The organism is Streptomyces sp. NBC_01363 (assembly GCF_026340595.1).
Taxonomy (GTDB): domain Bacteria; phylum Actinomycetota; class Actinomycetes; order Streptomycetales; family Streptomycetaceae; genus Streptomyces.
The window spans coordinates 1100038-1113375 of record NZ_JAPEPF010000001.1 but is presented as its reverse complement, the minus strand read 5'-3'; the positions used below and the strand labels follow the sequence as shown (position 1 = coordinate 1113375).

The window sequence follows — 13338 nt, the reverse complement described above, 5'->3', positions numbered from 1 at the left end:
TGCGCGTTCGATCACCCGATGTGCGTCCGACCTCACGTATCTTCACCTGGCATTGAGGCTGCATCCTCGGTGTACTGACCCGTAGGCTGGCCATTGGACTAGACCTATTGACGTTTCCTGTCGATGTTCCCTGTCGATGTTTCCTGGAGGATTGGGATCCCATGAGCAACCGTGCAGTCCTGGAGGTGATCGCTCTCGACGCGGAGGACGCGGTCGCTGCCCAGGCGGGTGGTGCGGACCGGCTTGAGCTGGTCACCGACATGGCGGCGGACGGCCTGACCCCGTCCTGCGCGACCTTCGCGGAGATCCGGGCGGCGGTGGACATTCCGCTGCGGGTGATGCTCAGGGTGGCGGACGGCTTCGCGGCCGGCGACATCGAGGTGCTCGTGGCCAAGGCGCGCGAGCTGCGCGCGGAGGGCGCCGAGGAGTTCGTCCTCGGCTTCCTCGACGCGGAGGGCCGCCCGGACCTGGTCGCCGTCGAACGGCTCGTCGCCGAGCTGGACGGCTGCCGCTGGACCTTCCACCGCGCGATCGACCGGGCCGCCGACCGGGACGCCCTGCGCAAGCAGCTGGCGGACCTGCCCGGCCTGGACACCTACCTCACCGCCGGCTCGTCCAAGGGCGTCGACGACGGCATCCCGACGCTGCTGGTCGAGGCGGCGCGCTCGGGCGAGCCCGGGTACGAGCCGCAGATCCTGGTGGGCGGGGGCCTGCGCCTGGAGCACCTGCCGGAGCTGCTGGCCGCGGGCATCGACGCCGTGCACATCGGCGGCGCGGCGCGCCCGCACGGGTGGTCGGGGCCGGTGGACGTGGCGGCGGTGCGGGAGTGGCGGGCGGTGCTTGACGCGTAGCGGGGCGGGGGTGGGGATGCGGGGCGGGGCGGGTCGCCTGCGGCGGGCCTGTTCCCCTACCCGCCCCTTCCCGTAACCGGGGGCTCCGCCCCCGGACCCCCGCTCCTCAAACGCCGGAGGGGCTGGGGTGTCCGCCGGAGGGGCTGGAGCCGGCGCGCGGTGCCAGTTCGTCCGGCAGGGGCGTCGCGTGGACCACCGTCAATCCCGACACCGCACGCGTCAGCGCCACATACAACCGGCGCAGGCCCGTGCGTTCGTCCGGTTCGCCGTCGACCACCGCGGCCGGCTCGTCCAGTACCACGTAGTCGTACTCCAGGCCCTTCGCCAGCGACGCCGGGACCAGGGTCAGGCGGGACTCGGCGGTCGTCTCCTCACCGGGGGAGAGGTACGCGTGCCCCGCCGCCATCAGGGCCTCCGCCAGCGCGGGGATCCGCGCGTCGGCCGCGATCAGGCCGATCGACCCCTCCCGCGTCAGCGACTCCTCGCACGCCGCCAGCACCGCCGCGTCCAGCTCCGCCGGACCGGCCGCCTCCCGCACCTCCAGCGAACCCGGCGACTCACGCACCGACTCCACCGCCGCGAGGCCCGGCGAGATCACCGGCAGCAGCCGGGAGGCGTACGCGATCACCTCGCGCGGCACACGGAAGCCCGCCGTCAGCTCCTCCACCACCGCGTCCGACTTGCCGAGATGGTGCAGCGCCTGCGCCCAGCTCTCCGTAGACCACGGCGTCGTGCCCTGCGCGAGGTCGCCGAGGACCGTCGCCGAACCGGTCGTGCAGCGCCGGCCCACCGCCCGGTACTGCATGGGGGACAGGTCCTGCGCCTCGTCGAGCACCACATGGCCGAGCGAGTGCGTGCGCGCCACCAGATCGTTCGCCTCGTCGATCAGCACCGCGTCCGCCGCCGACCACTTCGCCGACTTCACGCTCCGGGCAGGCTTCGTCCACAGGATCGTCTTCTGCTCGTCCTCGCTGAGCAGCCCCTCCGCGTGGGCGGCCAGGAACTCCGCGTCGATGAGCAGCCGCAGCACCAGCTTCGCCGGGTCGACGGCCGGCCAGATCGCCTTCACGGCCGCCTTCACCGCGGGGTTGCGGGCCACCGCGTTCTGCACCCGGTCGTCGGGCGCCTCGCCCGCCTCCTCCATCCGGACCAGGACGGAGTGCGCGATGCGCTGCGGAAGCGCTTCGTGGGCGGCCCCGTACCGCATGTCGCGGGCCAGCAGCTCGGTGACCATCTCCGCCAGCTCGTACGCGGGCACCCGCCAGCGCCGCGAACCGCGCACCACCACGACCGGCTCCGTCGGGAGCGTCACATGCGAACGGATCGCCCGCCGCAGCACCTGGGCCATCCGGGCGTCGCCCTTGACGACGGCGGCGTCCGCCGCGTCCGAGCCGCGCACCTCGATGCCGGCCGTCACCAGATCGTCGACGGTCGCCTGCTTCACCGCCAGCTCGCCGAGGGCCGGCAGCACCTGCTCGATGTACTGGAGGAAGGACCGGTTCGGCCCGATCACCAGTGTGCCGGTGCGGGCCAGCCGCTCGCGGTGCGCGTACAGCAGATACGCGACCCGGTGCAGGCCGACGGCCGTCTTACCGGTACCGGGCCCACCCTGCACGCAGACCGTCCCGCCGAGCTCGCTACGGACGATCTCGTCCTGCTCGGGCTGGATCGTCGCGACGATGTCCCGCATCGGACCGACGCGCGGGCGCTCGATCTCCGCCTGGAGGAGCTTGCTGGTCTGCTCGGCCTCGGCGGGGTCGGTGAGGTGCTCGTCCTCGTACGCGGTCAGTTCACCGCCGGTGTAGCCGAAGCGGCGGCGCTGACCCACGTCCTGCGGGTCCTTCCTGGACGCCCGGTAGAACGGCTGCGAGACGGGCGCGCGCCAGTCGATGACCATCGGGTCGCCGTCGGCATCGTGGACATGGCGGCGTCCGATGTAGAACTGCTCGCCCTCCGCACCCTCGGCCTGCTCGGCACCGACCCGGTGCAGATAGTCCAGGCGCCCGAAGAAGAGCGGGGTGTGGGCGAGATCGGCGAGCGACTTGATGCGCTCGTCGATCTGGGCCTGCAGGACGGCCGCGTTGACCCAGTTCGCGGTGACATCGCGGATGTCCAGGGCCTGGGCGTCCTCACGCATGGCCCGCAGGGCGGAGCGGGACGCGGTGAGATGGGCGCGTTCGCGAGCCAGGGGATCGGTGGTGGTGTCGCTTTCGTGTTCGTGCGCGGGCACGGTGTTGCCTCCGGCTTTTCAACGCAGGACGGCGGACCGCAGCTCGTCCCCGGCCGGTGCTCGGGGGCGATGCGGTCCGCTCGGGGATCGATCACGGGTACGCGCAGCAGGTGCGCGTACGGCTGTCGGCCGGTTTCCGTCCGGTCGGCGGCGCTCCCCCGGCTGCCGGCGCGCGCCCTGGGGCGAAAAGCCCTCGGGCTGCCGGTACCACGGTGCGGGAGGCGGGCAGACCGGCGATTGTATCGACCACGTTCGTCCGGGGCGAGCGGATTAATTTTGGGTCCATCCCGTAGGGGACGGCATGCGACCGCAGACCTACCCGCACCACCGCCGGATTCCGCCCCCGGGCCGATGCCCGCACGGGCCGGGCGCAGGACCATGGAACACATGAGCACAGTCAGCCTGAACCCCCGCAGGACCGGCCCCGCGCACGGCGCGACCGCGGCCACCGGTCACCACCACGCCCACCGGGTCGGCGACGCGGTCCGCGCGGTCAAGGTCTTCGCCCGCGCCGCGTTCGGCGTGGTCGTGCTCGGTGAGTACGCGGAGGAGGCGGGCGTCCGCCGCCACCACGCCCACTGAACACGCGCCGGGTCGGCCGCCGGTCAGCTGTCGGTCAGCAGCTCGTCCGCGTCCACGATCCGGTACGCGTACCCCTGCTCGGCCAGGAACCGCTGGCGGTGCGCCGCGAAGTCCTGGTCGATCGTGTCGCGTGCGACCACCGAGTAGAACCGCGCCTCGTGCCCGTCCGCCTTCGGCCGCAGCACCCGGCCGAGCCGCTGCGCCTCCTCCTGGCGCGAGCCGAACGTCCCCGAGACCTGAATGGCGACGGTCGCCTCCGGCAGGTCGATGGAGAAGTTCGCGACCTTCGAGACCACCAGGACGTTGAGTTCGCCCTCCCGGAACGCGTCGAAGAGCCTCTCGCGCTGGGCGTTGCTCGTCTCGCCCTTGATCACCGGGGCGTTCAGATGCTCACCCAGCTCGTCGAGTTGGTCGATGTACTGCCCGATGACCAGGGTCTGCTCGCCGCGGTGCTTGCGCACCAGCGCCTCCGTCACCTTCCGCTTCGTCGCGGTCGTCGCACAGAACCGGTACTTCTCCTCGGTCTCGGCGGTCGCGTACGCCAGCCGCTCCGAGTCCGTCAGATTGACCCGCACCTCGACACAGTCGGCCGGCGCGATGTAGCCCTGCGCCTCGATCTCCTTCCACGGGGCGTCGAACCGCTTGGGCCCGATCAGCGAGAAGACGTCCGACTCGCGGCCGTCCTCACGCACCAGCGTCGCGGTGAGGCCGAGGCGCCGCCGGGCCTGGAGGTCGGCGGTGAACTTGAAGACGGGCGCGGGCAGCAGGTGCACCTCGTCGTAGATCACCAGCCCCCAGTCGCGGGAGTCGAACAGCTCCAGGTGCGGATAGACGCCCTTGCGGCGGGTCGTCAGCACCTGGTACGTGGCGATGGTGACCGGCCGGATCTCCTTGCGCGTACCGCTGTACTCGCCGATCTCGTCCTCGGTCAGCGAAGTCCGCTTCACCAGCTCGTGCTTCCACTGCCGGGCCGAGACGGTGTTCGTCACCAGGATCAGCGTGGTCGCCTTGGCCTCGGCCATGGCACCGGCTCCGACCAGTGTCTTCCCCGCGCCGCAGGGCAGTACGACGACACCCGAGCCGCCGTGCCAGAACCCCTCGACGGCCTGCTTCTGGTACGGCCGCAGCGCCCAGCCGTCCTCGGCCAGCTCGATGGGGTGCGCCTCGCCGTCGACGTAACCGGCGAGGTCCTCGGCCGGCCAGCCCAGCTTCAGCAGCGTCTGCTTGATCTGCCCGCGCTCGGACGGGTGCACGGCCACGGTGTCCGGGTCGATCCGCGCCCCGACCAGCGGCTGCACCTTCTTCGACCGGAGGATCTCCTCCAGCACGGGCCGGTCGGTGGAGGTCAGCACCAGACCGTGCACCGGATGCTTGGAGAGGGTGAGGCGGCCGTACCTGGCCATCGTCTCGGCGATGTCGACGAGCAGCGCGTGCGGAACGGGATAGCGCGAGTACTGCACGAGCGCGTCGACGACCTGCTCGGCGTCGTGCCCGGCGGCGCGCGCGTTCCACAGCCCGAGCGGGGTCAGCCGGTAGGTGTGGATGTGCTCGGGGGCGCGCTCCAGCTCCGCGAAGGGCGCGATGGCCCGACGGCAGGCGTCGGCCTGGTCGTGGTCGACTTCGAGGAGCAGTGTCTTGTCGCTCTGGACGATGAGGGGTCCGGTCACGCGCGTCGGCCCTTTCTGCTGCGGGGACGGCCGGGGAAAGCCGGTCGTGGCCAAACGTCCAGTGTGCCGCATCCGGCGGTCATGGCGCGTGTGTTGTCGGGCACGGGGGCCGGGACGGGGCGGGGCCGCGGGGCCCGCTCACGCCGTGGCGTCGTCGGCCAGTTCGGCGACGCCGGTGATGCGGTGCAGCGGGTACGTGCGGACCTCGTCCGCCGTGTGGTCGTACGCCGTGACGAAGCCGCCCTCGACCCGGACCGGGGCGATGACGCGCTGGCTGGCGGCGCCGTCCGCGTTCACGTAGCCGATCCAGAGCGCCGAGCCGGTCATCGCGGCGGCCTGGACCGTGGCCAGTGTCTCGGCGGAGGTCGTACGGGGCAGGGCGCCGGGCGTCGCCGCGGGGGCCTCCGGGGTGTCCTTGCGGACCACCGTGGCGGCCGTGTCCCCGGCGCGGATCGCCCGTACCGCCGCGCCGAGCAGGGTGGCGTCCGGCAGCGGAGGGCCCTCGGGCACGGGGACGGGGGCCGTGCGGGGCGGGGTGCGGCGGGCGCCCGCGCGGGTGATCAGGACATCGCCCTCGGCGGACTCGGCGGCCGGGGCGTAGCCCATCTCGCGCAGCCCTTCGAGCAGCGACGCCGGGTCGACCTGCGCGGCCAGGGCCGTCGGCGCGAGGCGGCGCAGGCGCAGGGTGGCCGAGCGCTTGTCGGCGAGGATCTCGTTCAGCACGGCCTCGTCGTCGCAGCGCACGTACGAGGAGGCGGCGCCGATCCGCAGATGGCCGTGGCGGCGGGCGACGTCGTCGATGAGGTAGCTGAGCGGCTGCGGGACGGGCGTACGGCTGTGGGCCGCGAGGAAGGCGTGCAGGTCGGCCGCGGACTGCCCGGCGTCCAGGGCACGGCGTACCGAGCCGGGGGTGAAGCGGTAGACCGTCGCGCCGCCCTTCGACTCGATGTCCGCGAGGGCGGAGAGCACGTCCGCCAGGGGGCGTTCCAGCGGTCCGGGGGCGACGGCCGTCAGGTCGGCCTGGAGCAGTACGTGGTCCAGCGGCTCCGGGATGAGCGGCGCGAGCAGCGCGGCGGCCTCGGCCGGCCCGGTGTCGAGCAGGGCGCGGGTGTGCGTGGCGAGCGCGCCGCGGCCGGTGATGCCGAGGAGCTCGGACTCGTTGAGCGTCCACAGGGCGATCCGGGACCGCAGATCGATGGTGTCCCCGGGGGAGGCGGAGGCGCCGCGCAGGGGGCGTTCCCAGCGCAGCCGGGCGAGGACGGTCTCCGGGTCGGGGGCGGTGCCGGGCTCCAGGGCGGCGAGCAGGGCCAGGACCCGGTGGCGCACCTCCGGGGCGGCGGAGCGGTCGAGTTCGGGGCCCAGGGCGGACAGGGCCCGGCCCTTGGCGTCCTGGCCGCCGACCAGTCCGGAGGTGCGGGTGGCGGCGAGCCAGGCGGTGGCGAGGGCCGCCCACCGTTCCTGCGCGGGGAGTTCGGCCCAGTCGTCGTACGCGGGGGTCGGCGCGTAGCGTTCGTCGGCCTCCCCGTCGGAGGCCAGCAGCCCGGCGGCGTAGGCGAGTTCGACCCAGAACGCGGCGACCTGCTCGGGAACCTCCAGGGCGGCGGCGGTCTTCTTCAGCTCGCGGACGCTGAGTCCGCCGGCCCGCAGTATCGCGGGGCCGCCGCCGTTCCAGCTCTTCAGCAGCTCCTCGACGGTGTTCACGGCCAGGAGCGCCTGACCGGCCGCGGCGCTGTCCACAGCCTGTGGATCGCGGTTGGCGACCGCTTCCACGGCGGGCGGCCGGGGTTCCGGTACGCGATGGGCGCGCCCGGCCCGCAGATGCAGGGCGGCCTCGCGGGGCAGCACCACGGTGCGGGTCGACACGGGCAGCAGCAGCCCGTGGTCGCGCAGCCACTTCACGGGCGGGGTGGGGTTCGGAGTCACTTCCCCGTACGGCGGTCCCCACACCAGCCGGTCCAGAACGGACAGGGCCTCGGCCGGGGCGGTGTCCAGCAGCTCGCCCATCCTGGCCCGGTCGGTGAAGAGCGCGGACAGGGAGGACACGGCGGAGACCGGGTCGTGCGTGGCGGGCAGTCCGGCGGTGGCCAGGATCTCCTGGAGGCGGCCCGGGGACATGCCGGAGGTCGCCTCGGCGACGGTCGGCCCGAGACCGGTGGGGGAGGCGTGCTGCGGGGACGGCGCGAGGATCTCGCGCGCCGTGCGCACCAGCCGCAGCCGGTCGTCCTCGCCCCAGACGAGGGCCTGTTCGCGCAGCGTGGCCAGGGCACCGGGCAGCGCGTCCACGATCGCCGCGCCCGCGTCGTCGCGGTGATCGCCGTCGTCCCGGCCGTCGCCGGTGAGCAGCCCGAGCAGCGTCTCGTACGGGGCGGGGTCGGCGGCCACCGCGAGCGCCTCGGCGGTCTGCAGGGCGAACTTGTCGAGGTGCTCCAGCGCGCGTACGACGGAGGCGCGGGTGCCGGCCCTCGTCGCGAGCTGGGTGATGTCGCCCGGCACCGGGTTGAGGAGGTCGGGGCGGGCGCGCAGCAGCCCGGCCAACGACTCGTCGTCCCGGGCGCGGAGCGCTTCGGCGAGCGTCCGCGGTGGTGTGGTCATCCCCATCCGTCCCACGGTAGTCGCTCCGGACAGGCCCGAGAGGCTCTGAGGGCGCTACCGTCGGTGCAGGGCGGTAGAGGGGAACGATCGCGTGGGGATCGAGAGCGACCAGCTGGTCTACGACTATCTGAGCCGGGTGGGGGACCTGGCACAACAGCAACAGCTGTCCTCGGCCGCCCGGATGAGGCTGGTGTCGACGCTCCGGGGCGAGATCGACCGGCAGCGCGGAAAGCAGTCCGGGGACAGCCCGGCGGCGGTCCGCCGCATCATCGGAAGGCTCGGCACACCGGACGAACTGGTGGCCGCCGCGGTCACGTCGGGCGACGGCACGGTGGAGCTGCCGCAGCGGCCCGAGCGGGCGGAAGCCGCACCGGGGGAGGGGCGCGGCATCCCCCGTCCGCGCAAGGGGATGCTCCGGAAAGACAGTTCCGGCAAGGGCGCGTCGCAGCCGGAGGAGTCCGGCTCCGGCACGCCGGAAGCGGCGGCCGGCCGGGTGCCCTCGCCGCCGCACATGGCCGGTACGGACGAGCTGGGGCCGTCCGGCAGCGAGCCCGACTGGTGGCGGATCGAGCCGGGGCCCTTCGGTGACGGGGTCGATGTGCCGGGGTTCGTCGGCGGTGTCGAGATCCCGGACATGATGAGGCCGCCGTCCCGGGACGCGGTGCCGCGCCCGCGCGCGGCGGCCGACGAGCCGCTGGACGAGGAGCCCGGTGAGGACACCGGTGCCGAGGAGGAAGAGGAGGAGGCGGCGCCGCGACGCCGTCGGCTTCCGCGGCTCCGCCGCCGTGCGCCGCGCGAGGACGGGGCGGGCGGGCGCGGGATCTCCCACCCGCTGCTGCTGCTCGCCGCCGTACTGCTGGTGTCCGGTGCCGTGACGGGTTCCTGGCTGGCCCTGGCGGGCGGCTGGCTCCTCGCGTACAGCTCGCGCACCATGTCCCGCGCGGAGGCGAAGTGGGCCGCGATGGGGCTGCCAGGCATGGTCGCGGCGGGCGCCCTGGTCTGGCTGTGGGGCAGGAGCGACGGCCGGTGGGGCGAGCCCATCGGGACCGGGCAGATGGGCGACGCGATCGGCCAGATGTGGCCGTGGGTGGTGCGGGGGGCGGCTGTCGCCTCCGCGCTCTATTTGGTGTGGAGGTCGCGGAGGCAACGGTCGTGACGGCCGGTCGGCTTCGCCCCTGAAGCGTCGGCCGGTCGGGCTTGGGCCGGAAAACGTCGGCCGGTCGGGCTTGGGCCGGAAAACGTCGGCCGGTCGTCGTCGCCCCCGGAACGTCGGCCGGTCGTCCTCGCCCCCGGAACGTCGGCCGGTCGTCCTCGCCCCTGGAACGTCGGCCGGTCGGCGTCGTCCGGAACGTCAGCCGGTCATCTTCGCCTGGAACTCGTCGAGGATCTTGCCCGCGGCGGTGTAGCCGATGCCCGCGATCCACAGCCGGTCGTCGACCTTGAAGACCTTCCCGTCCTTGGACGCCTTCAGCCCCTTCCACAGGCCGCTGTTCATCGTCTTGGTCGTCCCCGCCTTCGCCGGGTCGCCGTACGTCGACGTGAAGACGACATCCGCGTCCGCGAGGTCGATCTTCTCGGGCGACACGTCGTACGAGAAGCCGTCCTTGGCCTTGTCGGTGATGGCGGGGCGGCCCACGCCGAGGTCGGTGAGGATTGAGCCGATGTAGTTCTGCTTGCCGTAGATGCGGATGTCGGCGCCCTCGACGAAGCGGACGAAGTTGACGTCGGTGGCGGCGGCCTTCTCCTTGCCGCCGATCGCCTCGGTCACCTTCGCGACATGGGCGTCGTAGTCGGCGACGACCTTCTTCGCCTCGGCCTGCTTGCCGAGCGCCTCCGCGTGCAGCTGGAAGTTCTCCTTCCAGGCGCTTCCGGTGGACTCCGTCATCACGGTGGGGGCGATGGCCCGGAGCTGCTCGTAGCGGTCGCCGTCACGGACCTTGCTGGTGAGGATCAGGTCCGGCTTCAGCGAGGCGACGGTCTCCAGGTTGGGGTTGGCGATTTCGCCGACCTCCTTGATGCCCTTCGTCCGGCTCGCGGGCAGGTAGGAGGGGAAGCTGTCCTCCGACGCCGAGTGCGTCGCGCCGACGGGCTGCACGCCGAGGGTGAGCGCGGAGTCCAGCTCACCGGTGTCGAGCACCACGACGCGCTTGGGGTGCACGGGGACCTTGACGTCACCCATGGCCGTCTTGACGGTGTGGGTCCTGGCGTCTCCGGAGTCGGAGGAGCCGCTGGCGCTCCCGCCGGACTCCGAGAATCCACAGGCGGAGAGCGCGAGCGCGCCGGCCAGGGAGAGCGCGCCGAGAGCGAGGCCGCGCCGGCGGGTGGAGGGGGCCATGGGGTGCCTTTCGTAGGGATGGGGGTGTTCGTCGGTCGCGGGTGCGCCGGGGGGACCTGGGGCGGGGCGCGGGCTCACGAAGCCGGTTCGGCCTGCCAGGGAGCGCCCGGCACCACGAGCGGTGAACCGGTCACCGGGTCCGGGACGATCACCGCTTCCAGGCCGAAGACCTCGCGTACGAGACCGGCCGTGACGATGTCCTCGGGGCGGCCCTCGGCGACGATCCGGCCCGCCTTCATGGCGACCAGGTGGTCCGCGTACCGGGCGGCCTGGTTGAGATCGTGGAGCACGGTGACGACGGTCCGGCCGTGGGTGCCGTCCGCCGCCGGGGCGGTGAGCCGGCGCACCAGGTCCAGGACCTCCACCTGGTGCGCGATGTCGAGGTACGTGGTCGGCTCGTCGAGCAGCAGCAGATCGGTCTCCTGGGCGAGCGCCATCGCGATCCAGACCCGCTGGCGCTGGCCGCCGGACAGCTCGTCCACGGACCGGTCGCCGAGCGCGGTGATGTCCGTGCGCTCCATCGCGTCCGTCACCGCCCGCTCGTCCTCCTCCGACCACTGCTGCCACCAGTGCTGATGCGGCTGGCGCCCGCGGGCGACGAGGTCGGAGACGGTGATCGCCTCCGGGGCCACCGGGGTCTGCGGCAGCAGCCCGATCGACTGGGCGATCTTCCTGGTGGGGATCTTCGACAGCTCGGTGCCGTCGAGGAGCACGGCCCCGCCGCGCGGCTTGAGGAGCCGGCCGAGCGCGCGCAGGGTGGTCGACTTGCCGCAGGCGTTCGGGCCGACGATGACCGTGACCCGGCCGTCCGGCACGTCGAGGTCCAACGCGTCGACGACGGTGCGGTCCTCGTACGCGAGCGTCAGCTCCCGCGCGGTGAGCCGGCCGGTCGCCGTCGCCGTCGCCGTAGCCGTCGCGGTCGCCGTGGTGTCGGACCTGGGGGTCGAACTCATGCTGTGCCTCCACTACGGCCGCGACCGCCGCCCTGACCGCGGATGATCAGCCAGATCAGATACGGGGCGCCGACCGCCGCCGTCAGAACGCCCACCGGCAGCTCGGTGGGCGAGAAGAGCCTGCGCGCCAGCAGATCCGCGAACACCACGATCACCGCGCCGAGCAGCGCCGAGCAGAACAGCGGGATCTGTGCGGTGCGGGTCATCCGGCGGGCGATCTGCGGGGCGAGGAGCGCCACGAAGTCGACCGGCCCGGCCGTCCCGGTAGCCACGGACGCCAGGATCACTCCGAGTGCGACCAGCCCGAGCCGCACCCGCCCCAGCCGCACCCCGAGCGCGGTCGCGGTGTCGTCGTCCATCGAAACGGTGCGCTGGGCGCGGGCCGCCCACAGGACGGCGGGCAGCAGGATCAGCAGCGTCCAGCCGATCGGCGCGGCCTCGGACCAGCCGCGGCCGTTGAGCGAGCCGGTCATCCAGATCTGCGCCTGCTGGGCGACCAGGTAGTCGCCCTTCGTCAGGAACAGCGTGGTGACCGACCGCAGCGCGATGGCGAAGCCGATGCCGATGAGGACGAAGCGGGTGGCGTGCAGCCCGCCGCGCCAGGCGAAGACGTACACGAGCGCCGCCGCGGCCACCCCGCCGATGACGGAGAGGTACGGCAGCACGGTGTACGAGGTGATGCCGAAGGTCATCGCGCCGACCGTGAGCGCGCTCGCGCCCTGGCTGATGCCGATGATGTCGGGGCTGGCCAGCGGATTGCGGGCGACGGTCTGGATCAGCGCGCCGGCGATCCCGAAGGCCACGCCGACCAGCAGCCCCACGGTCATCCGCGGCAGCCGCAGCGTGCCGACGACCAGTTCGTCGGGGGACGGCTGCCCCAGGACCACCTTCACGACCTCGCCGGGCGCGACGAAGCTCTCGCCGACGCAGAGGTACGCGACACAGACGGCGGCCAGCAGCACGACGAGTGCGGTGGCGACCAGGGCCGCCCGCCGGTGCAGCAGGAACCGCCCCCGCGCCCCGATCCGTACGACGTGGTACCCGGCGGGCCGCACCCGTACCGCGGTCCCGGCGCTCATGCGGGCACCGCCTTCCGGCGTACGAGGGCGACCAGGAACGGCACCCCGATCAGCGCCGTCATCACACCCGCCGGAACCTCGCTCGGCGGGAAGAGGACGCGGCCGATCACATCGGACACCAGCAGCATCACGGGCCCGATCAGCGCCGCCATCGGCAGCACCCAGCGGTGGTCGGAGCCGACGAGCGCGCGGGCGATGTGCGGTACGGCGAGCCCGATGAACGCGATCGGCCCGGCCGCCGCGACCCCGACCCCGGTCAGCACCGTGGCCCCGACGCCGCCGACGATCCGCACCGTCGCGACGTTCTGCCCGAGTCCCTTCGCGACGTCCTCGCCGAGCGCCAGCGCGTCGAGCCCCCGGGCGACGGACAGCACGAGCACCGTCCCTATCAGCACGAACGGCCAGATCTGCTGTGCCACCTCGGCCTCGCGCCCGCCGAGCGAGCCGACCTGCCAGAAGCGGAACTCGTCCAGCGCGGACGCCCTGGTCGTCAGCACCGCCGAGACCACCGACACCAGCAGCGCGTTGATGGCGGCGCCGCCCAGCGCGAGCTTCACGGGGGTGGCGCCCCCGCGCCCGCTCGACGCGATCGCGTACACGGCGACGGAGGCGATCGCCGCCCCCGCGAAGCCGAACCACACATACCCCGTCAGGGTGTGGATCCCGGCGAACGCGATGGCCAGCACCACACCCACCGAGGCGCCCTGGCTGATGCCGAGGATGCCGGGGTCGGCGATGGGATTACGGGTGATGCCCTGGAGAACCGTGCCCGCGATGGCCAGCGCTGCGCCGACCATCAGCCCGATCAGGGTGCGCGGGACGCGCATGTTCCGGATGACTTCGGCGTTGTCGGAGTGCCCGCCGTGCAGCAGGGCGTCGAACACTTCGGACGGGGGTATGGAACGGGCCCCCACGGCCAGACTGAGGAGTACCGCCACGAGCAGCGCCGCGACGGCCGCCGCCGTCGCGAGTGCGCGTCTGGAGCGGCGTGGAGCGGCGGCTGACATCGGACCCAATCAAGTGGCGAAGAACAAGTGGCGTGAACGGTG

At 73.1% G+C, this 13338-nt stretch carries 10 protein-coding genes; 3 read left to right on the top strand and 7 right to left on the bottom strand.

What is annotated here, in order from left to right; translation table 11 throughout:
* Window positions 1-161 precede the first annotated feature (161 nt).
* Complete coding sequence (locus tag OG611_RS05210; RefSeq protein ID WP_266416001.1) at window positions 162-851, top strand: copper homeostasis protein CutC; 690 nt, start codon at window positions 162-164, stop codon at window positions 849-851.
* Window positions 852-957: 106 nt separating this feature from the next.
* On the opposite strand, the gene OG611_RS05205 is transcribed toward OG611_RS05210, so the two are convergent.
* Window positions 958-3081 (bottom strand): UvrD-helicase domain-containing protein, encoded by a 2124-nt coding sequence (locus OG611_RS05205; RefSeq protein ID WP_266415999.1) that lies wholly within the window; start codon window positions 3079-3081, stop codon window positions 958-960.
* Between the two features lie 387 nt (window positions 3082-3468).
* On the opposite strand from OG611_RS05205, the gene OG611_RS05200 reads away from it, so the two are divergent.
* Complete coding sequence (locus OG611_RS05200) at window positions 3469-3663, top strand: hypothetical protein (RefSeq protein WP_266415997.1); 195 nt, start codon at window positions 3469-3471, stop codon at window positions 3661-3663.
* Between the two features lie 23 nt (window positions 3664-3686).
* Here the strand turns inward: OG611_RS05200 and OG611_RS05195 are convergent, their stop codons facing one another.
* Together OG611_RS05195 and OG611_RS05190 are read right to left on the bottom strand one after the other, a co-directional pair.
* Entirely contained in the window at window positions 3687-5330 is a 1644-nt protein-coding gene (locus OG611_RS05195; RefSeq protein WP_266415994.1) for a DNA repair helicase XPB, read from the bottom strand.
* Window positions 5331-5468: 138 nt separating this feature from the next.
* Window positions 5469-7928 carry a helicase-associated domain-containing protein gene (locus tag OG611_RS05190; protein WP_266415992.1) on the bottom strand — a complete coding sequence of 820 codons (2460 nt, stop codon included), beginning with the start codon at window positions 7926-7928 and terminating at the stop codon, window positions 5469-5471.
* An 85-nt stretch (window positions 7929-8013) separates the two neighbouring features.
* On the opposite strand from OG611_RS05190, the gene OG611_RS05185 reads away from it, so the two are divergent.
* Window positions 8014-9078, top strand: a complete 1065-nt coding sequence (locus tag OG611_RS05185) for a hypothetical protein (RefSeq protein ID WP_266415990.1) — start codon at window positions 8014-8016, stop codon at window positions 9076-9078.
* Window positions 9079-9273: 195 nt separating this feature from the next.
* Here OG611_RS05185 and OG611_RS05180 read toward each other — a convergent pair whose 3' ends face one another.
* From OG611_RS05180 to OG611_RS05165, 4 genes are all read right to left on the bottom strand, one after another.
* Window positions 9274-10257 carry an ABC transporter substrate-binding protein gene (locus tag OG611_RS05180; RefSeq protein ID WP_266415987.1) on the bottom strand — a complete coding sequence of 328 codons (984 nt, stop codon included), beginning with the start codon at window positions 10255-10257 and terminating at the stop codon, window positions 9274-9276.
* Between the two features lie 74 nt (window positions 10258-10331).
* Window positions 10332-11210 carry an ABC transporter ATP-binding protein gene (locus OG611_RS05175; RefSeq protein ID WP_266415985.1) on the bottom strand — a complete coding sequence of 293 codons (879 nt, stop codon included), beginning with the start codon at window positions 11208-11210 and terminating at the stop codon, window positions 10332-10334.
* The gene (locus tag OG611_RS05170) at window positions 11207-12289 is read right to left on the bottom strand and encodes an iron chelate uptake ABC transporter family permease subunit (RefSeq protein WP_266415982.1); all 1083 of its coding nucleotides are present in this window, start codon (window positions 12287-12289) and stop codon (window positions 11207-11209) included. Before OG611_RS05170 ends, OG611_RS05175 begins: the two co-directional genes overlap by 4 nt.
* Entirely contained in the window at window positions 12286-13296 is a 1011-nt protein-coding gene (locus OG611_RS05165; RefSeq protein WP_266415980.1) for an iron ABC transporter permease, read from the bottom strand. Before OG611_RS05165 ends, OG611_RS05170 begins: the two co-directional genes overlap by 4 nt.
* Window positions 13297-13338 lie beyond the last annotated feature (42 nt).